Origin of the sequence: Lysinibacillus sp. BPa_S21, assembly GCF_023337795.1 — a bacterium.
Taxonomy (GTDB): Bacteria; Bacillota; Bacilli; order Bacillales_A; family Planococcaceae; genus Lysinibacillus.
In genome coordinates this window covers 133,025-157,221 of the sequence record NZ_JALIRS010000002.1, presented here as the reverse complement: position 1 = coordinate 157,221, position 24,197 = coordinate 133,025, and the positions used below count along the sequence as shown (strand labels likewise).

Sequence of the window (24,197 nt, the reverse complement as noted above, 5' to 3'; positions counted from 1 at the left end):
TATTCAGTACTGCAAAGGGGTGATTTTGCATATGGAAATAAAAATAGTCCCAGAAAAAGATTATTTACAGGTACATCAATTAAGAGATTATTGTTTTCCTAATAAATATACGGATGCGCGGAGAGATGATTTTCATTATTGGGTGGAGCATAGCACAACATTGGGGGCTTACGATGAACAGAAAGTAGTAGGACAGCTATTAATATTGCCACTAAATATGACAATTCATGGTGCAAATTATAAGATGGGCGGAATTGGTTTCGTTGCAACATATCCTGAATATCGGCAACAGGGAATCATCAAAAAGCTAATGATAGAGGCGTTGAAGAAAATGCGAGAGAATGGGCAGAGTATTTCTGTGTTAGCACCATTTTCAGTATCTTTTTACCGTTACTTTGGTTGGGAGTTATTCTTTGAGAAGCTTTGTTATACCATCCCACACTGGATGTTCCCTTCTTTTGGAAAGCATTTGGATGTAGTAAAACGTATGAGCTTTGAATGGTCGGATCATGATCTTTTTCAGGCGATTAAGGATTTTCATAATGCACAGGCGCTTTTCAGTAATGGCAGTATGCTACGAAACGATGCTTGGTGGAGAAGAATAGAGAGAAGGATGCCCGATAGCCATTTTGCGGCATACTTTAAGGACGATAAAATTGCAGCATATATTCGCTATATTATTCAGGATGGTACTTTTGAGATTCATGATTTTATAGCTGAGGATTTACTAGCAGAACAAGCAATTTGGCGTTTTATTACGTCTCATGCGGCAAGTGTAAGTAACATTAAGGGCGTTACTTCTAACGACTATCCATTCGGCTTCTATTTTAAAGAACCACAGTTTAAAAAGGAAGTTGTTCAGGATGTGATGGTAAGAATTGTAGACGTTTTGAGGTTTATGCAACATTATCCGTGGGGCGTTATTCAGGAGCCGTTGTTTATTCAAATTGACGATGAGTTTTGCAGTTGGAATAAGCACGCATATGAAATAAATAAAAATGGGGATGTCTCGATAGTTGAAACAAATTCCATCCCAGAAATGCATATGTTAACATTACCAATTAATCTTTTTTCAGCGATGATGGTGGGCTATCTTTCTGTGAAGGACGCGGTCTTGTATGCAAATAAACAATTGGCTGAAGAAATGATTCATCGTTGGCAGCAAGCATTACCCTCTAATAAACCTGCATTCTATGAATACTTTTAAGTACCAATGTCGTTGTTGGAAAGTGAATAGGAATGTAGTCAGTTTAATAGTAAAATTTTTTTGGACACTTTTCTGGACTATACCAGTTAGGCAAATCCATTCACTAGCCTACAACAGAGATATAGCCCAATTTTCAACGTCATTTCACAAGGTATAAAATGGTGAAAAAAGTATATTGTGGTATATACCAATAGATGCTATTCTCAAGTTAAGAAAGCGATTTCATAGTTAAAAAATCATAAAAATAAAGTTAGTTAGAAAGACGAACATAATCAGAGAAGGAGTGTTTTTATGAAAAACATTATGCTAGTGTGTGTAGCGGGAATGAGTACTAGTTTACTAGTGTCAAAGATGCAAAAAGCCGCACAAGAACAAAACATTGAGGCAGATATTTATGCGATTGCTGAAGGTGAGGTTGACAAAGTATTAGCCACTAAAAAGGCGGATGTGCTGTTACTCGGTCCACAAGTCCGTTACTTAAAAGGAACTTTTGAAAAAAAATACAAGGCAATGAATTTTCCGATTGATGTCATTAACATGGCGGATTACGGCATGATGAATGGCGAAAATGTTTTAAAGCAAGCGTTAACGTTGATTGGTTAAGGGGGAGAGACAATGGAAGAAACAGTTTTAATGGAATCCATTATGGGACTGATTGTGCATAGTGGTAATACGAAAAGTGAGTGTATGGAGGCGATTCAGCTAGCCAAAAAAGGGCAGATTCAGGAGGCGAAGGAAAAAATACAGTTAGCCAATGATGCATTAATTGAAGCACATCATTCTCAAACGGCTCTACTGTCACAAGAGGCAAGGGGAGAAAAAGTAGAAGTGTCAATGCTATTAATTCACGCACAGGATCATTTAATGAATGCCATTACGTTTCGTGATTTAGCAACTGAAATGATTGAGTTATATGAACGAATCAAAGGGGAGTAGCATCAAGTCTTGATGTCACAATAAAAAGCAAAGGGAGTGTGTGAAAATGTTCCGTTTTTTAGAAGAAAAATTTGTGCCGGTTGCAGCTAGAGTAGGGAATCAGCGTCATTTAGTTGCCATTCGCGATGGCTTTATTACGATCATGCCATTGACAATTGTTGGATCACTTGCAGTGCTTGTTAATAATTTGCCTATCAAATTTTATCAAAATGCACTTGATTCTATCTGGAAGCATGAAACTTGGACACAGTGGGGCGGGAATATTTGGAACTCGACATTTGGAATTCTCTCGCTATTACTTGCTTTTACAATTGCTTATAATCTTGCAAAAAGCTATGAAAAGGATGGACTTTCAGCCGGTGTCATCAGCCTTTCCAGTTATATGACATTTGGTACCCTTGGTGAAGGTGGATTATCAGGCTTAACAACCGGTACAGGTGGTTTGTTTATAGCCATTATTGTTGCATTGCTGTCAACTGAAGTATTTTGTAGATTGTCTGGCAATCCTAAGCTACTCATAAAAATGCCGAATGGTGTACCGCCAGCTGTTTCAAAATCATTCGCTGCATTATTACCTGCTATTATTACAATTGGTTTATTCGCTCTAGTTCGTACGATTATTTCGGCAGGCTTTGATATTCCTGATATTGTCGGTTCATTCTACTCAGCGATTCAAGAGCCGTTTATGGGCTTAACGAATACATGGGTTGCGGCTTTAATTTTAGCATTCATTCCTACGTTTTTATGGACATTGGGTGTTCACGGTGCTAATATAATCGAACCATTTATGCAAACGATAAATTTACCAGCTATAGAAAAGAATGTAGAGGCAATTTCATCTGGGGGAGTAGCGCCATACATCGTCAATAAGCCATTCTTTGATGCCTTCATCAATATGGGTGGCTCTGGTACGACAATAGCACTTATTATAGCTATTTTCATTATCGCTAGAAAAAATAAACAATATAATACCGTTGGAAAACTGTCGGCTGCACCAGGTCTTTTCAATATTAATGAACCATTACTTTTCGGTCTTCCAATTGTGTTAAACCCAGTGTTATTTGTACCGTTTATTTTGACACCAATGATTAACGTAACAATTGCTTTCTTTGCAACAAAGTGGGGCTTTGTGCCAGCAGCTACCGTTTCACCACCATGGACAACGCCACCGATTATTAATGGATTTTTAGCGACCCAATCTTGGCAAGGCGCTGTACTAAGTCTTGTTTTATTGATCGTCGCAGTGTGTATTTATTTACCGTTTATTTCGATGGCAAATCGTATTGCAAAACAGAATGAACAGCGAGCAGCTGAATCAGAGGCTCAAAACGAACAGAACGTTACAAAATTAGAAAATCAAAAAGTAGAAGTGTAATTGTGAGCTAACGGAGGTATTTGAATTGAGAAGATTAGGGATTTCACTATATCCTCAGCATAGTACACTAGAAGATATGAAGCGATATGTTCAGCTCGCTCATGACAATGGTTTTGATCGAATATTTACATGTCTTATGTCGTTAAATAATGATCAGGAACGACAAAAATTACAGCAAATTAATAAATTTGCGCAGCAGCTTGGCTTTGAAATTTCAGCTGATATTGCACCGGCTGTTTTTGAGGATTTAGATTTAACGTATAAAGATATTATTTATTTTAAGGAGCATTATCATTTAGCAGCCTTGCGCTTAGATATGGGTTTTTCTGGCCAGGAAGAAGCGTTTATGTCTCTTGATGCAAGCAATTTAAAAATAGAATTAAATATTAGTAACGGTACTAAATATGTAGAAAATATATTATCCTATCAAGCGAATAAAGATAATATTGTTGGCTGTCATAATTTTTATCCGAGACGTTTCACGGGTCTATCACGTCAACATTTTTTACAAACATCTCAACAATTTAAAGCTAACCATATTCGAACAGCAGCCATGATTTCATCACAGCATGCTTTGTTCGGGCCCTGGGAAGAAACCGAGCATGGATTGCCTACATTAGAAGAGCATCGTCATCTGCCAATTACTGTGCAAGCGAAGGATTTATGGCACACTGGTTTAATAGATGATTGTATTATCGGCAATATGTATGCTTCAGAGGAAGAAATACGTGCATTAGGCCAATTAAATCGCCATAAGCTAGAGCTGAAGGTTGAGCAGTCTGATGAAACGTCTATTTTGGAAGAAACTATTCTTTTTAAGGAGCCGCATTTTAATCGTGGCGATGTTTCGGATTATGTAATCCGTAGTACGCAATCGCGTGTTAAATATAAAAATGGCGACTTCCCTGTACACGATAGCCACCCATTACAATTGGGGGATGTGACAATCGATAATAATTTAGATGTACGTTATAAGGGTGAGCTCCAAATAGTTTTAAAGGAAATGCCGAATGCCGGATCCACAAATGTTATTGCAAGAGTTGTAAAAGAAGAGCAATTTTTATTAGCACATATTCAGCCTTGGGCATCATTTGGCTTCACAAAATGATGACAAAAGAAGGGGTTAAGCCATTAGTTGAAAGTGCTTAATCCCTTTTTTATGGTTCATCACCAAAAGCTGTGGATGAGAAGCGACAGTGAAAAAGCGCCCAGTTGGAACGGAAATCAACCACACGTTTTGGTAGTGATCCTTTTTTATTTTGGTTTTGCCATGTTTTCTAAGCCAGGGCGAAATTGACTGAGAGGAAAGGAGCAAAGATATGTATGTATTAGCGATTGACGGTGGTTGAACGAAAACGTCAGCAGTGATTTGTGATGAGCTGGGCAATGTTTATGCCAAAGTAGTAACGACTCGGAGCAACCCAACAGCAATGGATGTTCAATATTTTAAGTCAACGATTCATGATATACTACAAAATTTGCATCAACAAAATCCCCAAGTATTTGCAGCAATAGATAGTTGTTTTGCTGGCATGGCTGGGGTTAAGGAGCTACAGGCGGAAGAAGTTGTAGAAACAATCGTACGTCAATACGTCCCTAAAACAGCCAAAATTTATGTTGATAATGATGCTTTAATAGCACTGTATGCAGGCACACTTGGGCAGGCGGGTATTGTGCAAATCGCAGGGACAGGCGCTATCACAATGGGCTACGATCGTGAGCAACATTTTCATAGAGTAGGGGGCTGGGGCTATCTTTTCGATGATGAGGGCAGTGGCTATGATTTAGGTGTTCAAGTGTTAAGGGCTATTTTTCAAAGCTATGATGGACGAGGAGACCCAACAGCTTTGTCAGATGTTGTACTACGTTATTTCTCTGTGGAAAATGTACCACAATTAATAGCGTGTATATATGGAGAGGAGCATCCTCGGACAGTGATTGCTCCGTTAAGTAAATTTGTTTTTGACGTGGCAGCAGAAGGTGATCGGATTGCTCTCCAGATCATTGAAAATGCATGTAAGAAATATTATGCAGCGATTAAAGCATGCTATTTGAATATGACTTGGGAGGAAGGAGACGTACCTGTTGTATTAATGGGCGGCGTATTTAATAGGGAAGCATATTTTTTACCGAAATTACAGCAATACGTACAAGCTGATGAGATTCCATTGCAATTTATGGCACCGGTCTTAAAACCGATCGGTGGGGCAGTCATTGCGGCTTTGAAGCAAGTAAACGTCCAGCTTGGCTCAGATTTTGCGGAATCCTTCTCCCAAAATTATGAACAGTAATAAAAGTAGAGGACAAAGGCAATTGAATGACGCTTTATTCAATTGCCATCTAAATTCTCAAATAAAAACTTATATTAATTTTTTAACCTTTACATACATAAAAGTATTTTGATTGGGAAACCTTAATTTTTTTAGTTATCATTTTCACTTGCTGAATGTCGTGATAAAATGTAAGATAGGTTTGATTTTATCTTAGTATTTAACTAGGTTTACTAATAAAGTAATCAGAGTGGCGTCTTAAGCAACCCTCTGATTATAAGTTTTCACCAATTAGGCTTTTACAGGCAGTGTTCTTTCAACGAATAGAAATGATGAGATTATTACTGCCTGTTAAGCATGATAAAAATTCAATAGACGGAGAGTGTAAGGATGTTACATCAATTTTCACGTAACGAGCTCGCAATAGGAACTGAGGGACTCGAAAAATTAAAAAATACAACGGTTGCCATTCTTGGTGTAGGCGGCGTAGGTTCATTTGCAGCCGAGGCATGTGCACGAAGTGGTATTGGGCGTATTATTTTGGTAGATAAGGATAATGTAGATATTACGAATGTTAATCGTCAATTAGTTGCCTATTTATCAACTGTCGGAAAATCTAAGTCAGGTGTCATGAAAGAGCGTATTGCTGATATTAATCCAGCGTGTGAAGTAATCGATATGCATATGTTTTACACGGAGGAAACATATGAGGAATTTTTCGCACAGGGCATAGATTATGTCATTGATGCTAGTGATACCGTGATGTATAAAATTCATATTGCGAAGGAATGTCTAAAGCGCAATATTCCAATTATATCTAGTATGGGTGCAGCCAATAAAATGGACCCAACTCGTTTCCAAATTGCGGATATTTCTAAAACACATACAGACCCATTGGCTAAAGTAATCCGTACAAAATTGCGGAAGGAGGGTATTCATAAAGGCGTAACAGTTGTGTTCTCAGATGAGAGTCCTATTGTTGTTCGCCCAGATGTCGTGGAGCATGTCGGAAAACCGGATGCAGCGATCCGTAAAGCAAAAATGCCTCCATCTTCTAATGCCTTTGTTCCTTCAGTAGCAGGCCTAATCGCAGCCAGCTGGGTAGTGAATACAATCTTAAAAGACGTAAAAATTACACGTGTACAAGGATAAAACAATGTTTTGCGGATAAAGTTGGGCTTTTAAACAATATCTATCGATAAACTCAAATAATTTCGCAAAAAAGCGTAACGAAAATCACCTCAGTTACAATGGTGAGCTATTTTATGGAAGTAGCTGTCTGATTTAAGGCAGCTACTTTTACTATGTTACAATAGGAACGTTGTTAAAAAGAGTCTACGATATTTATGGGTATCTTTACAGAAATTGACGCCTAAACGTTATCGCATGCCTAACATTTGTTGTAGAACCTATAAAAGGAGGCAAATTATTTTGGAGCAAATCTTTCAAATGGAATATAGGGGCTTAAATCTATTCGATGAAATTAGCACAGTAGAATTAGCTATTGATGAAGAAGGGCAAACAATTCACATTTTTGATGTTGGACAAGTTGTTAGCCCTATTTTTAATTTTGATGTTTCAGCCTATGAGCTATCGGATGGTTTTTACAAAATGGCAGATATACTTCGACATAAACGTATATTGACAAATCAACAGCCAGGTAGTGAACAAACGCTTAGTGAGTGGTTAATTACAAATACAGCCTATTTTTATATACCACAAAAAAGAATAAAAAAATATGCACAAGGAAGTATTATAGAAATTGTTGAACGAACAAATGAGCAATCATTATTTGGTGAATATGTACAAAGAATATAATTTTACCAAAATTGTTCGCATTAAGTGCTCAAAATGCTATTAATTCACTAAATTGTCTTATTTTTTTCATGTGACCACTTCTCTATTTGGTTTATTGCTATACTTTTAATAATTCCAATAGATAATAAGAAAGTTTGTTTAGAAGTGCAGAACTGACAACATGGGAGAGTGAGAAAATGGAAATTCAAGTAATTCGTGATCATTTAGACATTGTAAAACTTCAAAAGAAAATGGATGATATTGTATTTGATTATTTGGATACATCTAATAATTATCCTAAGGCTATGAGAGAACTAAATCCTTTATATACACAAGCTACAGTATTTTATAAAGAGTATTTAGACAATAGAGCGGGAGAATTACCAAGTGCTAATACATATTGGCATTTATTTATAGATTGTTGTGCAAAGCTTTGCTACTTTTTAGCGGCATCTACTTATTATTCATCGAATGAGTTACAAAAAACTCCTGAAAAAGTTGAACGATTATTAACGGTTGCTGCCTATTCTTTACCTAACATAGAGCAGGAAGAGAATGAACAATTATTATCATCAATTTTTGCACTTTATCGTGAAGTCGTAGGGGATGAAGAAAAAATAGCATCATTACGAACTGCAGTACTTGAACAAAAAGGTGCAGTCAAACAATGCTTACAACAATTTAAAGTATTTGTTGAGAATGAACGTACGAACTAATTTAGGCGCATTTTCTTAAAATAGAATACCAGATTTAGAATCTGCTTACTTTTTGCGGTTGATCCAGCAATCCTTACAGCACTCTGTATTGTAAGGGGGGATGGGGTTTCCAGTTCTTAAAGTTTTGCAGATTTTTTTATGATAAATTATTGAAAAAGATCATTATAGTAGTGTTAAAGTTTTGTTGTGAAAAAATAAAAAAAGGACTTTTTTCTTAAAAGGTATTTATAGATTTTTGTCGAAATATAGTTAAAAATTGCAAAATCTATTTTGCATTTTTTAAAACTTATAACGAATGGAGTATCAATCCTTATGATGATTGAGGATTGTTCCAGGATGTAAGAATTTAAGGAAGGGGGCCGTTCGTTCCATGTTAATAAACGGTATCGAAATCGATTTGTCGAAATTAGAAAAACCACTCTTATTAGTAAGTGAGGATGAGGAACTTCTATTTCGACAGCTTATACAACCAATACTTCAACATGAGCTAGTCCAATGTCAATTAGCTCTTTCGACCAAAAAATCTATCTCATTAGTGAAGGATTTTTGGTTGGCAATGTATAAAGATCGAGAAAAATTATATATCAACAGTGAACATGCGCTCCAGTATCCAATTCGTTTAATCATATTCGAACTGGTGACACAAGCCGATTACTTTAAACGTTTGTCGAAAAAATCCTTTGGAGATGAATGTCTGGCACTTATTTATGCCATTGTCCTATTGCAATTTGTCTTACAGTGGATAAAAGAAAGGTTTAGTGAAAATAAAGAAGTTTATGAGGCATTAAAATTATTATATAGAACTACAGAAGATAATGGAGATGATCAAACCGCTCCATCACGGGAGCAATCAATTGGTCAAGCCATTGCTGTAAAAGCGATTCGCTCTGAAGTAAGGGAGAACTCCCAGGAATTTGCTAGTCTACTCTATCAAACCTACAATTTTCTTCATTATTTACATGATATTGAAAAAGAAAAAGAGGGAATAGAAACGACAAGATTACCATCGATGAGAAATGTAGAAGGTACATTGAATCGATTTTACAATAAACGCTACACAACAAATAAGGCAAGCTTTACAGGATGAATGCTTCACAGACTGTCTTGTTTTTAGGGAAATTAAAGAAGAGCCTTATTTTCGCTACAGCTAAACAATGCGTCCAGAATCGACTTTGTGCTTAGTTCTACATTAGGGCTAATACGATGTCGGACATTTCGGTAAAGCCACAGGACGTGGCGTTTTTACCAATACAGGTCAGTTAGCCGTTATCGCATGGATGCGGTATTTAGGCTACTATTCAATAGGAAGTTCTATTGATATTCGCAGGGAGGCATTGGGCTAATGTGAAGTTGGTTACTGTGTGATTTGTTGTTCTATCTGTTGCAGCACTTTCGCAGTGATGAATGGCCACAGGAAGTGGGCGTTCTTAAACTGAGTTCCTCTTTTTCAGCAGGTGTTTGGGCACCCACTGAAAAAGTAACTCAAACCTGCATTCATCACTACATAAAACATCTGTAGTTGCCGCTGCGCTTGCGCTACAAAAGATTTACTGAAAAAGATAAAATTGACGTGCACTATTTCCGTGAAAAAACGTTATTGTTTTTTGTTTCAAGAAACGTCATTACTTTTCGTCCTTATGAAAAGATTTAAGCTTTTCATAGATTCCTGCCATTCGTTTTTCTTCACCTGCAATAACAGGTTTATAAAACTCTGTACCCGCAAGCTCATCTGGTAAATACTGCTGGTCTACCCAGCCACCGAATGTTCCGATAGGGCTATTGTGGGGATATTGATAGCCTACATGACCTAAATCTTTTGCTCCTTCATAGTGAGCATCGCGTAGATGATGAGGAATATCGCCTGTCTTTCCTGCATGAATGTTGGCAATGGCGGCATCAATAGCAACAATTGCAGAATTAGATTTGGATGCAAGGCACATTTCAATCACAGCACTTGCAAGCGGTATACGCGCCTCGGGTAGCCCTAAACGCTCTGCAGCTTGTACAGCCGCAAGCATGTGCGGTCCTACATCAGGATTGGCAAGGCCTATATCCTCATAAGCCATAACAAGTAAACGGCGACTAACAGCTACTAAATCACCTGTCTCCAATAAATGAGCTAAATAATACAATGCTGCATTCGTATCACTTCCGCGAACTGATTTTTGTAATGCAGAAAGCAAATTATAGAAATGGGACCCTTTTTTATCACCATAAACCCCAATTCTGCCGACAAGATGCTCAATAATATGATCCGCAGCGATTGTTTGACCATCCACTTCATCACTTGCATAATAAATGGATTCAAGCAAAGTTAATGCCTTTCGAGCGTCACCATTAGCTGCTTCAGCAATTTGCTCCATTTGGTCATCTGTTAAGACAAACTGATATTTACCTAGCCCGCGCTTTTCATCTAAAAGTGCTTTTTTTATCAGCTCGATTATATTTTCTTTCGTTAAACGTTTTAGTTGATATATTTCTCCGCAACGTGAGCGGATGGCGGGATTTACATCATGGTACGGATTTTCCGTTGTAGCCCCTACTAACACGATTGAGCCGTTTTCAACATGTGGTAGCAAAGCATCCTGCTGCAATTTATTAAAACGATGAATCTCATCCAAAAAAAGAATGACTTTTCCTGAGATTCTAGCTTCCTGTACAATATCCTCGACATCCTTCTTCCCAGCACGAGTAGCGTTAAGTGCGAAAAAGGGGAGCTTTGAGCTTCCTGCTATGGCATTCGCTATTGATGTTTTGCCAATACCTGGCTCACCGTAAAGCAACATGGATGGAACATGCTCATTTTGAATCATTTTATAAAGAGCAGTGTTAGGACCAATAAAATCTTGGTGCCCGACAATCTCATCAAGGGTTAAAGGACGCATGCGATAAGCGAGTGGTTCATTATGCATTAAAAATTCCCCCTGTAAACGGTTTTCTTTTTGATTGATAAATGTTTTTTTGTGCTTATAATGAAGCGTTACATAGTATTTTGCCTAACTAAATAAAGGCGCAATTAATAGTATATCATAACCTCCTGAGAGTATTTCCGAGTTATACGAGAGGAGATTATGATATACTGTTTGTAGTATTTTTGACTAGACTATTTGAGGGTGATAAAATGAAAATTTCTACAAAGGGCCGTTATGGACTAACGATTATGATTGAATTAGCAAAGCATTATGGAGAAGGACCTATTCCATTACGTAAAATTGCTGCAGAAAAGGAACTTTCTGAGGCATACTTAGAACAATTAGTTTCACCATTACGTAATTCAGGCTTAGTGAAAAGTGTACGGGGTGCATATGGTGGGTATATGCTAGCAAATCCACCAAGTGAAATTTCAGCGGCTAATGTTATTAGTGTGTTAGAGGGACCAATTCAACCAGTAGAAGGTATTGAAAATGAAGAAGCACCTCAGCGAGAGTTATGGCTTCGCATTCGTGATGCTGTGAAAAATGTATTAGATACAACGACAATTGAGGATTTAGCACAATATACTGAGGAAAATGTAGCGGAAGGCTATATGTTCTATATTTAAAATTTGGCTAAAGTACATCTCTCCACTTTGAGGCAGGGAGATGTATCTTTAGTGTTTTAAGTACAAAGGAGTTTTCAACATGAATTCATATATTTATCTCGATCATGCAGCGTCTTCACCAATGAATGACAAAGTAATAGACTCAATGACTACAGCAATGCAACAGGTTTATGGAAATGCATCAAGTATTCATGGGATAGGTCGAGAGGCGCGCAAATATTTAGATGATGCACGGGAAATACTAGCTCAATCAATTGGTGCTCAACCTGGGGAAATTATTATTACAAGTGGCGGTACAGAGGCAGATAATACAGCTATTTTTGGCACTGTGTATGCACGTACGGCTGAAGGGAAGCACATCATTACTACACAAATTGAACATCACGCCGTGTTACATACTTGTGAAAAGCTAGAGAGAGATGGCTTTGACGTAACATATTTGCCGGTTGATGAAAACGGACGTGTTTCTGTAGAAGACGTACGAAATGCATTACGTGAAGATACAATTTTAGTAACGATTATGTACGGTAATAATGAAGTTGGTACAATTCAACCGATTGCTGAAATTGGTAACTTGTTACGTGAACATAAGGCTATTTTCCACACAGATGCTGTACAGGCATATGGTTTAGAGTCAATTAATGTGAAAGATTTACACGTTGACTTACTAAGTGTTTCCGCTCATAAAATTAATGGTCCAAAGGGAATTGGTTTCCTATATCAAAAAGCTGGGACACCATTCATTAGTTATGCATTAGGGGGAGCACACGAGAAAAAACGTCGAGCAGGTACTGAAAATGTGCCCGCAGTGATTGGCTTTGCGACTGCAGTGCAAATTGCAAATGAGTTGCGAGAAGAGAAGCGAGCGCTATACAATCGCTTTAAGCAAATTATGCTGGATGTTTTCATGAAAGAAAAATTAGCATTTCATATGAATGGGGATTTAGAAAATACACTCCCACACGTTTTAAATGTAAGTTTTTCTGGTATGGAAGTAGAGTCATTCCTAGTCAATCTTGATATGGCAGGTATTTGCGTATCGAGCGGTTCTGCGTGTACAGCTGGTTCGATTGATCCATCACATGTTTTAGTTGCGATGTTTGGACAAGGGGCTGAGGAATTACGTAACTCGATTCGCTTTAGCTTCGGTCAAGGATTAACAGAGGCTGATATACAACAGGCGGCTGAAAAAACAGCAGCGATTGTGAAAAGATTAGCGAAAAAATAGTTTGTTAAAAATTAACATTTAATGGAATTTTAATAAAAGAAAAGGTGACCAAAATGAAAGAAACGCGTGACCCCTCACAAATTCGTGTTGTTGTCGGCATGTCGGGTGGGGTAGATTCTTCGGTTGCTGCATATTTACTAAAACAACAAGGATATGAAGTAATCGGGATATTTATGAAAAACTGGGATGATACAGACGAAAATGGCGTTTGTACAGCTACAGAAGACTATGATGATGTTATTAAAGTATGTAATCAAATCGGCATTCCTTACTATGCAGTGAATTTTGAAAAGCAATATTGGGATAAGGTTTTCACATACTTTTTAGAAGAATATAAAGCAGGACGCACGCCAAATCCTGATGTTATGTGTAATAAGGAAATTAAATTTAAAGCGTTTTTAGAGCATGCGATGGATCTTGGAGCTGATTATTTAGCTACTGGTCACTATGCTCAAATTGATCGTAGTGGCGATGGCGAAGTTAAAATGCTTCGAGGTATTGACAATAATAAAGATCAAACGTATTTCTTAAACCAATTATCGCAGGAACAATTGTCGCATGTAATGTTTCCAATTGGACATATTGAGAAAAAAGAAGTCCGTAAAATTGCGGAGGAAGCTGGGTTAGCTACAGCGAAGAAAAAAGATTCAACGGGAATTTGCTTTATTGGAGAGCGTAATTTCAAAGAATTCTTAAGTCAATTTTTACCAGCTCAACCTGGTAAAATGGAGACAATGGAAGGTGTCGAAATGGGCCAGCATGACGGATTAATGTACTATACACTCGGTCAACGTCATGGTCTTGGAATTGGTGGTGACGGTGAGCCTTGGTTCGTTTTAGGAAAAGATTTGGAACGCAATGTGCTACTAGTTGGACAAGGTTTCAACAATGATTCGCTATATTCTACTTCACTAACTGCCGTAAAAATGAACTACACTTCGACAAAAAAATTGCCCGGGAAATTTTCATGCACAGCAAAATTCCGTTATCGTCAAACAGATACACCAGTAGAGGTGGAAATTTTAGAGGATGGACGTACACATATTACGTTTGCTGAGCCAGTACGTGCGATTACACCTGGACAGGCTGTTGTACTATACAACGGTGAGGAATGTTTAGGTGGCGGTACAATTGACGAAGTCTTTAAAAATAATGAAAAACTAACATATGTAGGTTAATTTGCGAAAAGACTGCTTATACTACCTTTATTGAATTGTATAGAGTTTAGGCAGTTTTTCGCTACATAGAGGTGAACAAAACAATGAATTTTAATGAGCAGGGCATTCAAGCGTTTCAAGAAAAGCGCTACGAGGATGCTGCACAACTTTTTACACAAGCAATTGAAGCAGATCCTGAAAATCCAATTGGTTATGTGAATTTCGGAAATCTCTTAGCGGTTTTAGAGGATACAGAACGTGCAGAGCGTTTTTTTCAAAAAGCAATTACTGTTGATGAAACGGCAGCTACTGCTTATTACGGTTTAGCAAACTTATATTATAATGCTGAACGATATGCGGAAGCGGTAAAGCTTTACGAACAAGCGCTCAAGCATAAAATTGAAGGCGCAGATGTTTATTATATGATGGGCAAATGCTTTGAACGATTGGAAAATCCGAAGCTGGCACTACCATATTTACAACGTGCTTCAGAGCTTGCACCAGAAGACACACAAATTCGTCTAGCATATGCAATCGTGTTATGTGCGTTAGAAATGTTCGAAGAAGGTAAAAAAGAATTAGATTATTTGATCGAACTGGATTGGAATAACGCAGATGCACATTATAATTTAGGTGTACTATATGCGGTATCAACAGAGCAAACTGAAGATGCTATGTACCACCTGAAACAAGCCTTTACATTGCAGCCAGAATACGACCAAGCACGTTATCTTTATGATATGATTGCACAACGGTTTAACTAAAAAATTAAAAGCTTACAAAACACAAAAGGATGCCAAAATTACGTTGGCATCCTTTTGTGTTGCTAAACAATTAACTTAGGGTCTCAAATTAAAGCTTTTCGACAAAGCAAGGAGGTGATTTCCGCTCCAGCTGAGCGATTTGTAGTTGTTGTTGTTGTTGTTGCTGTCGCTTCGCTTTCGCACAGAGCAGAGCTTCCTCCTGGGGCGTCCTTTGAGCCGCTTCACTCGCGTTGCTCGCTCTATTAAACAGCGCACAAACAACGCTCTTTGCTATTTTTGGGGTACCATTCCTAGCGACCAAATAGATGGAGCTGAGTAAGTTATTGTTCGTTGGTTTGATGTAGAAGGGAAGGAACATGGTCCTCGCTCTTGTTCAGATTGTAAAGATCCTATGTGGGATGGTTACATCTGTGACGCTAATCCCTAAGGAGTCAATCAGCCTCCACTCCAATCACCCACTTTATTTAGCGTGTATTTTCTTGCATAGGATGTCGTGAAAAGCAATAATACTATTGTGTTCAGCTTGTCTATGCATACTAATGCTGAGGAATTGTTGATTATTCACGTAGAGTGGCGATGTAGTATTATAAACAAGATTGATCATTTATAATAATGTTTGATTAAAAATCCTGTGTTGATAGCAGGATTTTTTTTGTTCAACAAACAGGCCAGATTATTGAAAACAATAAGATATGTTATCAAACGACGCTTTGGGCGCTTTTATTTTTTAGTTTTATGCATTTTATTTTTCTCATCACACAAAAAATTCTGAAGTATCATTTATCAAATGATATAATTGGATAAATTGTAATTATAAGGAGGTGTAATATGGATAAAAATGAGAGATTATTTAAAATAAGTACATTATTAATTATTTTAGGTTTTTTACTTATCATAGGCAAAGGCTGGATTGGCAATCTATTAGCGAACATCTGGCTTAATATGGTAGGCGGAACTGCCGATACTAATGTCTATGAATTTCAAAAGTATTCATATTCATCAAGCTTTCTATCTTTAGGGAATATTTTATTTGGAGTAGGTTTACTTGCAATGCTATTTTCTTGGTATAAAAAGCAAGAAGATTAGCTGCTATATCTCTGTATATACACTATACTGAATTTTAAATATAAAAAGTCGGAATGACTAACTGTGTATGCATTATGTCCCTGTGTAGAACAAGAACTTTCCGGACACTAAAAGTAGTTGTTAGATAAGCAATCTTTAATGATTTGTCTAAAGGTGTAGTTTTATAAAAAAGATTAATCGTTTAAAACAAAAATTGATCATTTATAATAAAGTTTGATTAAAAATCCTGTTTTGATATGCAGGATTTTTTTGTTCAACAAACGGGCCATATTATTGAATAACATTCTTTTATGAAATGTCCCCGAACGACGCTTTGGGAAGGTTATACTTCCACTAACGGGTGTAGTTATTGAATAAGGGCTGTGCTTTAATTGGATTAGATTGGAAAAAAGTGTATATTAAAATTAGAACAAAATAAATTTATATGTAGGGAGATGACTACTTTATGAAAAAGAGAATTTCTATAGTATTAACAACGATAGCTATCATTACTTTTGGTGTTTTTACTTATTATGGGTCTTTGACCGAGGCTAATAAGGAAACCGACAGTATTGTAATAGATAAAGATGGAGAAGTAGTAGAACCACTTAGTGGTAATAACGATAATATGGGTCATTAATACACATTAATATCGGCAGACATTTTTCTTGACGTTCTATTTGTACCAATACTCTCTTAAGCAATCGGGCGTTTTAGTGCAACAAGGACTTATAAGCTATACAAAACAATCATAATAAACGTTCCCAAATGAAAGTTTGGAGAGAGACCGAAATCCAAGAAATACTGTTAAACCAACATTTCTTGGATTTTCCTTTAAATATTGTTTATACAGCTTTTTATGCAAATATATAAACAGGGCTACGATAGTATTTTTCAAGATTATGTAGAGTGTATTATCTCTATACTTCAAGTACAGGGCCTTTAATTGAAAACCGATATTCAACAATCGGGCGCAATTGTTGAACAACATAGCTGGAAAATGATAAAAAACTTTTTTACAAAAATCTCATACTTATCTAAAAAGAGTAACTCCATTTTGATCAATCTTTTTTTAAAATGGAGTTTTTGAAGTTGCTATTAGATAAGGATTGAGGGATATTTTTTAACCAATCTTTATTCCAAAGCTACAGGCGACTCCTGCGGGATGAGATTGAAGCCAAGCCCGCGGAAAGCGCCAACTCGGAGTGAAAATCAACCTTTGTATATTGATACACATTAATTCCTTGTAACAATTTGAAAGGATGCCGAAACTAGTTCAGCATCCTTTAATTTTAGTCTTCATCATCCACAGCCTCTGAAGGATAATCGAATGGTAGTTGATAGATATATTGTGCTAACTTTGCAATTGGAGCATCTAACAGTGATGATTCTGCTTCGTTCGCTTTTAAAATATTGATTTCTTTATTCAGTCGCTCCATTTTTCGATCCAGCTCAGCTACTTGAGTGGCAGCCTCCTTCAAATCAGAACGGATATGTTCAGGCACTTCCTTGTTGTATTTGTAATAGATTTTATGCTCAAGGCTAGCCCAGAAGTCCATCGCAATTGTACGAATTTGAATTTCGGCATACACTTTCTCCATACGATCAGACATAAAAATGGGAATTTTTATAATAAGATGCAAGCTTTGATAACCATTTCTCTTTGGGTTTGCGATATAATCCTTTATCTCTACAACCTCAATGTCATTTTGTGCCTGCAACATTGCACTTACTTTATATATATCTTCTACAAAGGAGCATGTAATTCGAACACCTGCAATATCACGGATGTTTTCACGAATGGATTCAATCGATGGCTCAAGGTTCTTTTTCTTGACCTTCAATAATATACTTTTTGGTGACTTTATTCGAGTTGATAAATGTTCTATTGGGTTATATTCATGAATTAGCTTAAACTCTTCTTGTAAAATATTTATTTTCGTTTCAATTTCCTGCAAGGCAAATTTATAGACTAAAAAGAAGCGTGTTAAATCTGTTTGTAGATTTTGTAAAGTGTTTGCTTCAAGTTCGTTTTTCATCCTTTATAAAATCCTTTCTTTTAATGGCATTCTACTAAGTATCAACGTTAATTAATATATTAATCTTACCAAAAATAGCATCGAAATAGAAATAAGTGCTCTGAATCTATGTACTAGTAATCTTGTTTCATAAAAAAAGGGGGGGTGTTTAGCCCCCAGTGAATTGTGCTTTGTATTGACCTCGGAATATTTACCATTTAAAATGCGTTGTAAACTTTACAATGCCTCGCCTTTGTTGCAATAATTCACTACATCTGAATAAGGTAAATCTCCTCCAAAAATTGAAAGAGCGCTACCGATTGTAATATGAAGTTTTCCATTCGTGATATTTTCAAATTTCTTTAAGTCGTCTAGAGAACGAACTCCACCAGCATATGTTGTTGGAATTGTTGTCCAAGTTGCTAAATCATGCACTAAACTTTCCTGCATACCGCCTTTTTTTCCTTCCACATCAACGGCATGAATCAATAGTTCATCACAGAAATTTTCGATAAATGCAATAGACTCAGCATTTACCTCAAAATCACTAAACTTTGTCCATTTATCAGTTACAACAAACCATTTTCCATCGCGCTTACGGCAGCTTAAATCGATGACAAGATGCTGTTTACCAATAATTTGTACTAATTGTTTAAGTCGATCTACATTGAGCCTACCATCATAAAATATAAATGATGTAACAATAACGTGGGTAGCTCCTGCATCAATATACTTTTTTGCATTTTCCGTAGTGATGCCGCCACCAACCTGCAACCCTTGAGGATATGCTGCTAGTGCTGCTAGTGCGGCTTCTTCGTTTCCGTTACCTAGCATAATGACGTGACCACCTGTTAGTTGATCCTTGGCAAACATTTTTGCATAATAACTAGAATCATGATTTGAAATAAAGTTCTCGATGACGTCTTGATCTTTATGACCTAGTGTGCTGCCAACAATTTGTTTTACTTTGCCATCGTGTAAATCGATGCAAGGTCTAAATTCCAATAGCTTCACAATCCTTCCGTGCGACAAATTTATCTATATCATAGCATGGAAAGTTCGATAAAAACCGGGAAATATTATTTTTATCTTCTTTCGTCTTGTATACCGGAAGCGAAGTGTAAGCTATAGAATTCCACCTTTATAGGTGGTGAGATGAATACGGATTTCAGCGAATGTCCAAACATTCGCTTGTAAGACGCTTAACGAAATGATCGATATCGTGTCAGCTCTCATGCAGGTCTAGGTATAAAGTTGATTTTGGACAATCATGATGAGGCATAATTAATTAAAATTAAGTGAATTCTCTTTTTAAACGATTTTTCATGTAATGATGTGGTAAAATATATTAATTGAATTGACCATGAAAGGACGAACCGAATATGGCGGAAAATCTTGATTTATTTGAACTAAATAAATTTTTTTTACTCGGACGTCCAATTGTCTCCATCTTTCACAATGCGCAAAATATGTATTCAATAGTTCGTGTGAAAATTCAAGAGACCAACTTACAATACGAGGATAAGGAAATAATAGTTGTTGGATATTTCCCGCCGTTACAGATGGATGAACAATATCGTTTTACAGGTATATTGAGACAACATCCAAAATATGGTGTGCAATTTCAAATTGAGACATTTACGAAAGAAGTGCCAGCAACAGAGCAAGGAATTATCCATTACTTATCGAGTGATTTGTTTGTTGGAATCGGAAAGAAGACCGCTGAAACAATCGTAGAGAAACTAGGAGCAAATGCGTTACGTCTTATTTTAGAGGACCCAAATGCGCTTGATGCTGTACCTCGACTATCCGCTGAAAAAAAAGAGGTTATTCATCGTACGATTGAACAAAATCTAGGCTTAGAACGAGTGATGATTCAACTTAATGAATGGGGTTTTGGACCACAGCTAGGTATGAAAATTTATCAAACATACCGAACAGAAGCAGTTGAATTATTAACTGAAAATCCATATCGCCTTATTGAAGATGTAGAGGGTGTTGGTTTCTTTCGTGCAGATGAGCTTGGTGCAAAATTAGGGATTACTGGCAATCATCCAGACCGTATTAAGGCGGCGATTTTACATACTCTAAATTCAGCAGCTTTATCGGATGGGCATGTGTATTTAGATGCAGAACATGTTTTACCATTAGTAAAAGATATGCTTGAGCAAAGCCAACGAGAGGCAATTCCCTTTGAGATGATTTCTAAAGCATGCATCGAATTGCGTGAGGAGAGTAAAATTTGTGGGGAAGAAACAAGACTTTATTTACCATCCCTATATTTCTCAGAAGTAGGAATTGCTTCAAAAATATTAGCTTTAATCGAACGTAACAATAAGGCTGAACATTTTAGTAAGGACGAAATACGTAAAGCGATTGGTGAAACAGAAGAGGGACTCAAAGTCACGTATGCTGAAACGCAAGCGAATGCTATTGAACAAGCGCTAAACTCAGCTGTTATGATTTTAACTGGTGGACCTGGTACAGGTAAAACAACTGTTGTTCGGGGTATAGTAGAAGTGTATGCAAAGCTACATGGCCTATCATTAAACCCGAAGGAATACGCACAAAAAGAAGAACCATTTCCGATTATTTTATGTGCTCCAACAGGACGTGCTGCGAAGCGTTTATCAGAATCAACAGAACTTCCCGCAATGACAATTCATCGATTGCTGGGCTTTACTGGTCAGGAAAAAGAGGAAGAAACAGAGCGTGAGGTTACAGGGAAACTCATTATCGTAGACGAAATGTCGATGGTTGATACTTGGCTTGCGCATCAATTATTAAAATCCTTGCATGAGGATGTGCAAGTTGTATTTGTTGGAGATCAAGATCAGCTGCCACCAGTAGGACCAGGACAGGTATTAAAGGATTTGTTGGCTTCCGAGCAAATACCTACTGTGGAGTTAACGGAGGTTTATCGACAAGCAGAAGGCTCTACTATTATTGAACTTGCCCATCAAATTAAACGTGGTAATATCACAAATGACCTAACATTAAAAACCTCTGATCGTTCATTTATTAAATCCTCGTCAGATCAAGTAGCAAGCGTTGTTACACAAGTGGTGAAAAGTGCGGTTGCGAAAGGCCAAGAAATTCGAAATATCCAAGTGTTAGCACCCATGTACAAAGGTCCAGCGGGAATAGACAATTTAAATAAAATGATACAGGAACTTATTAATCCAAATGATACTGGCACTAGAAAAGAGCTTGTCTTCGGTGATGTTACATACCGTATAAAGGATAAAGTCTTACAGCTTGTCAATCAACCAGAGAGCAATGTTTTTAATGGGGATATGGGAGAGGTAATCAGTATCATAAAGGCGAAGGAAACAATTGAAAAACAAGATTTGCTTGTTGTGTCATTCGACGGTATTGAAGTAACTTATCAACGTAGTGACCTCAATCAATTAACACTTGCCTATTGTTGTTCTATTCATAAATCGCAAGGCTCCGAATTCCAAACGGTTATCATGCCTGTTGTACGGGGATATTCTAAAATGCTGCGTCGTAATTTGTTATATACAGGTATTACACGTGCAAAAAATTTCTTGATTTTATGTGGTGAACCTGATGTGCTAGCAGATGGCTTACAGCGTACGGATGATTTACAGCGCTTTACGTCTCTGCGTGCAAGACTCAATCCGATGAATATTGCGGAAGAAGTTGAGGAAACAGAACCTGTTTCATTAAACGAAGATGTACAAAATGAAAAACAATCCATTGATTTCAAGTTAACGGTAGAAACAGAACCGTATATCCACCCACTGATTGGAATGGATGGTGTCTCGCCGTATGATTATTTAGATAAATGAAGTGAGTTAATTTCATAAATTTAATCTCTTTTGGAAAATATGATTTATGATATTAATTCACCGATAAACTTTTATTGGTTGGAAGAACGTCTAATGATTGAAGGTAAAGATAATATAAATTTTTTTGAGGTGAATATAGTGAAACGCATTCTATTACTCCTTTTATTCATGATGCTATTACCTTTTGCAGAAAAAGCTTTTGCAAGTAATACGGTCATCCAAGTGAATAAAGAAGTAAATGTCTATGATAATCGTTCTGGCTCACTAGTTCAGGTGGGAACATTATCAGCAGGACAAACTTTTGAAGTAACAAAAGATTACGGACCTAATTGGTGGCAAATTCGTTGGGGAGGATATTATGGTTATGTTGAAAAAAAATCTACAAAGGTTGTTTCAGCAAAAACTTATAAAAATACAGTCCCAGCTGTTACTAAAATAACGGACTATATTGTCCCAACAAAGGTTGCACCGATTTACGATAATACTGACATTAAGCTTGTTCAATTTGCTACATTGTCAAAAGGAATTCCCTTCCCTATATATAACAAAATGGGTAATTGGTATGGAATTGCTGTGGACGGCCGTTTAGGATATGTACATAGTAATAATGTTGTGGAAGAAAAAGGTAAGCATACAACAAATACCACAAAACCTGTTGAAAAACCAACTACAACTCTTCCTAGTAAAAAAAATGGCTATATTGAGGCGTTAGAAAACGTAACTTTGACTGATTTTCGTCGCGAAAAAGCAATGGCTATTGCTACTTTATTGAAAGGGCAGCAGCTAGAGGTTGTAGATTCAATGGATCCAACTTATGTTAAAGTCCGTTGGGGTAAATCATATGTTTATGCAGAAAAATCAAAAGTGAAGTTTGTAAATACTCCTGCATATAAAAATGTTGGTAAGGATAGTACAATGAAAAATCAGTATTTCATCCCTACTTCTCCAAACAGTGAGCTTTATGATAATTCAGCAAAAACATTAAAGCCATTTGCCAAACTAGATACTAATCGTCGTTATCCGATATTGAAGAAAGAAGGGGCTTGGTATGTAACAGTACTTGGCGGACGTGTAGGCTATATCCATAGCTCTAAAGTAGCGATGGATCGCGGCGTCCCTGTTCTGATGTATCATCATTTTCTAAAAGAGCGTGAGCTTGGACGTTTTAAAAATGTAAGTACTACAATGACAGATGTTCAATTTGCAAAAGAAATGCAGTATTTAAAAAGTAAAAACTACGAAACCATTACTGACGACGAATTATTGCGTTTCATGCGCAATGAAATTACACTGCCAGCCTATTCAATTGTTTTAACTTTTGATGATGGCCTATTGTCGACACGTGAATATGCATATCCAGTACTTAAAAAAAATGGCTTTAAAGCTACACAATTTTTAATTACGTACCGTAATGAAAGTGCGAAAGATGGGCAAATTTTTAATCATAATGATTTACAAGCAATTTCGCGTAAGGATATGACAAATATGCAAGATGTTTTTGCGTATGAATCACACACATACAATTTACACACCTTAGTACAGAATAAAGGTAAAATGCTTCTAATTCCATACCATGAGGTGGTTAAGGATTTGCAACGTAGTAAAACAATGATTCCAAAGGCTAAATCTTTTGCGTATCCTTTTGGGCAATATAATGCCAACACGATTAAAGCGGTTAAGGAATCAGGGTTTGTAATGGCCTATTCAACAAAACATGGCTATAACAATCCATACGATGATATCTATCAAATTAAACGCTTGGCAAGTAATCAAAAAACAACATTTGCGCAATTCCAAAAAATGGTGTTGCCATACGCGAAGTAAAATACAAAACCCGATCAATTCGAAATTGATCGGGTTTTGTTATGTTTTGATTAGTGGATGCCAACTAGGTTGTGTTTAACTACTTCATATGCTTGGCAAACATTGCTGAATTGATCTTTTTCTTCGGCAATCATATCTGAAGCAATAGAAAATAAAAGATTCTCTTCATTATGATCCTCCATTTTATTCATTAAAGCAGCTTCCATTTTAGCCACGTACGAGATGATTTGTTTGTTCATATATATTCTCCTTTAATAAAAAGATGTTTTTTTGTTTTAGTTACGAGGCTATCTTACACCTGCAAATACAAAAAATCTAGCAATTCTGTACTAGTTGAAAAGGACTTTTTTATGAATGTGTCACAAAATCGAACTCGTTAAAAAAGTGCTGATTGAAACCGTTTTTATCTAAAATGACTGAAAAATCATGCAATAAGCTGGATTTTTAACTGTGTTTATTAAGTAGTACAGTTTGGAGTATTTGA

Annotated in this window: 21 protein-coding genes and 1 pseudogene; 18 read left to right on the top strand and 4 right to left on the bottom strand. The window is 36.7% G+C overall.

Translation table 11 applies throughout. The features are described from left to right. The first annotated feature begins 31 nt into the window (after positions 1-31). The 10 genes and pseudogenes from MOK21_RS04015 (at position 32) to MOK21_RS03970 (ending at position 9,388) form a co-directional block, all read left to right on the top strand. Entirely contained in the window at positions 32-1,207 is a 1,176-nt protein-coding gene (locus MOK21_RS04015) for a GNAT family N-acetyltransferase (RefSeq protein ID WP_249072688.1), read from the top strand. 291 nt (positions 1,208-1,498) lie between these two features. Further along, entirely contained in the window at positions 1,499-1,810 is a 312-nt protein-coding gene (locus tag MOK21_RS04010; protein ID WP_249072687.1) for a PTS sugar transporter subunit IIB, read from the top strand. A 12-nt stretch (positions 1,811-1,822) separates the two neighbouring features. Then, positions 1,823-2,143, top strand: a complete 321-nt coding sequence (locus MOK21_RS04005) for a PTS lactose/cellobiose transporter subunit IIA (protein WP_249072686.1) — start codon at positions 1,823-1,825, stop codon at positions 2,141-2,143. Positions 2,144-2,189: 46 nt separating this feature from the next. Beyond that, the gene (locus tag MOK21_RS04000) at positions 2,190-3,518 is read left to right on the top strand and encodes a PTS sugar transporter subunit IIC (protein ID WP_249072685.1); all 1,329 of its coding nucleotides are present in this window, start codon (positions 2,190-2,192) and stop codon (positions 3,516-3,518) included. Between the two features lie 25 nt (positions 3,519-3,543). Continuing rightward, a complete protein-coding gene (locus MOK21_RS03995; RefSeq protein WP_249072684.1) occupies positions 3,544-4,626 on the top strand; it encodes a DUF871 domain-containing protein in 1,083 nt (360 codons plus the stop codon). Between the two features lie 253 nt (positions 4,627-4,879). Beyond that, a pseudogene (locus tag MOK21_RS03990) lies at positions 4,880-5,809 on the top strand (N-acetylglucosamine kinase); the annotation flags it as partial. A 369-nt stretch (positions 5,810-6,178) separates the two neighbouring features. Continuing rightward, the gene (locus tag MOK21_RS03985) at positions 6,179-6,940 is read left to right on the top strand and encodes a tRNA threonylcarbamoyladenosine dehydratase (protein WP_249072682.1); all 762 of its coding nucleotides are present in this window, start codon (positions 6,179-6,181) and stop codon (positions 6,938-6,940) included. Positions 6,941-7,219: 279 nt separating this feature from the next. Then, positions 7,220-7,606, top strand: coding sequence for a hypothetical protein (locus MOK21_RS03980; protein WP_249072681.1), 387 nt, complete (start codon positions 7,220-7,222; stop codon positions 7,604-7,606). 176 nt (positions 7,607-7,782) lie between these two features. Continuing rightward, entirely contained in the window at positions 7,783-8,301 is a 519-nt protein-coding gene (locus MOK21_RS03975; RefSeq protein WP_249072680.1) for a hypothetical protein, read from the top strand. A 370-nt stretch (positions 8,302-8,671) separates the two neighbouring features. Next, positions 8,672-9,388: a hypothetical protein gene (locus tag MOK21_RS03970; RefSeq protein ID WP_249072679.1), complete on the top strand. Its 717-nt coding sequence runs from the start codon at positions 8,672-8,674 to the stop codon at positions 9,386-9,388. A gap of 535 nt (positions 9,389-9,923) precedes the next feature. On the opposite strand, the gene MOK21_RS03965 is transcribed toward MOK21_RS03970, so the two are convergent. Next, entirely contained in the window at positions 9,924-11,213 is a 1,290-nt protein-coding gene (locus MOK21_RS03965) for a replication-associated recombination protein A (protein ID WP_249072678.1), read from the bottom strand. A 209-nt stretch (positions 11,214-11,422) separates the two neighbouring features. Here MOK21_RS03965 and cymR point away from each other — a divergent pair, with 209 nt between their 5' ends. The 6 genes from cymR to MOK21_RS03935 all read left to right on the top strand — a co-directional run bounded on the left by cymR (position 11,423) and on the right by MOK21_RS03935 (position 16,696). After that, positions 11,423-11,842: a cysteine metabolism transcriptional regulator CymR gene (gene cymR / locus MOK21_RS03960; RefSeq protein ID WP_053484768.1), complete on the top strand. Its 420-nt coding sequence runs from the start codon at positions 11,423-11,425 to the stop codon at positions 11,840-11,842. A gap of 79 nt (positions 11,843-11,921) precedes the next feature. Further along, on the top strand, positions 11,922-13,070 hold the full coding sequence (locus MOK21_RS03955; RefSeq protein WP_249072677.1) for a cysteine desulfurase family protein: 1,149 nt from the start codon (positions 11,922-11,924) through the stop codon (positions 13,068-13,070). Positions 13,071-13,123: 53 nt separating this feature from the next. After that, the gene (gene mnmA, locus MOK21_RS03950) at positions 13,124-14,248 is read left to right on the top strand and encodes a tRNA 2-thiouridine(34) synthase MnmA (RefSeq protein ID WP_249072676.1); all 1,125 of its coding nucleotides are present in this window, start codon (positions 13,124-13,126) and stop codon (positions 14,246-14,248) included. Between the two features lie 83 nt (positions 14,249-14,331). Continuing rightward, complete coding sequence (locus MOK21_RS03945) at positions 14,332-14,991, top strand: tetratricopeptide repeat protein (RefSeq protein WP_249072675.1); 660 nt, start codon at positions 14,332-14,334, stop codon at positions 14,989-14,991. Positions 14,992-15,819: 828 nt separating this feature from the next. Continuing rightward, positions 15,820-16,077: a translation initiation factor 2 gene (locus MOK21_RS03940; protein WP_249072674.1), complete on the top strand. Its 258-nt coding sequence runs from the start codon at positions 15,820-15,822 to the stop codon at positions 16,075-16,077. 445 nt (positions 16,078-16,522) lie between these two features. Further along, positions 16,523-16,696, top strand: a complete 174-nt coding sequence (locus tag MOK21_RS03935) for a hypothetical protein (protein WP_169778100.1) — start codon at positions 16,523-16,525, stop codon at positions 16,694-16,696. Positions 16,697-17,348: 652 nt separating this feature from the next. Here the strand turns inward: MOK21_RS03935 and MOK21_RS03930 are convergent. Both MOK21_RS03930 and hisA read right to left on the bottom strand, forming a co-directional pair. Continuing rightward, positions 17,349-18,095 carry a GTP pyrophosphokinase gene (locus MOK21_RS03930; protein WP_249072673.1) on the bottom strand — a complete coding sequence of 249 codons (747 nt, stop codon included), beginning with the start codon at positions 18,093-18,095 and terminating at the stop codon, positions 17,349-17,351. A gap of 216 nt (positions 18,096-18,311) precedes the next feature. Then, positions 18,312-19,079, bottom strand: coding sequence for a phosphoribosylformimino-5-aminoimidazole carboxamide ribotide isomerase (gene hisA, locus MOK21_RS03925; RefSeq protein ID WP_249072672.1), 768 nt, complete (start codon positions 19,077-19,079; stop codon positions 18,312-18,314). Positions 19,080-19,456: 377 nt separating this feature from the next. On the opposite strand from hisA, the gene recD2 reads away from it, so the two are divergent. After that, positions 19,457-21,889: an SF1B family DNA helicase RecD2 gene (gene recD2, locus MOK21_RS03920; RefSeq protein WP_249072671.1), complete on the top strand. Its 2,433-nt coding sequence runs from the start codon at positions 19,457-19,459 to the stop codon at positions 21,887-21,889. Positions 21,890-21,982: 93 nt separating this feature from the next. Continuing rightward, a complete protein-coding gene (locus MOK21_RS03915) occupies positions 21,983-23,713 on the top strand; it encodes a polysaccharide deacetylase family protein (RefSeq protein ID WP_249072670.1) in 1,731 nt (576 codons plus the stop codon). A gap of 50 nt (positions 23,714-23,763) precedes the next feature. Here the strand turns inward: MOK21_RS03915 and MOK21_RS03910 are convergent, their stop codons facing one another. Further along, positions 23,764-23,952 (bottom strand): hypothetical protein, encoded by a 189-nt coding sequence (locus tag MOK21_RS03910; RefSeq protein WP_249072669.1) that lies wholly within the window; start codon positions 23,950-23,952, stop codon positions 23,764-23,766. Between the last annotated feature and the right edge of the window lie 245 nt (positions 23,953-24,197).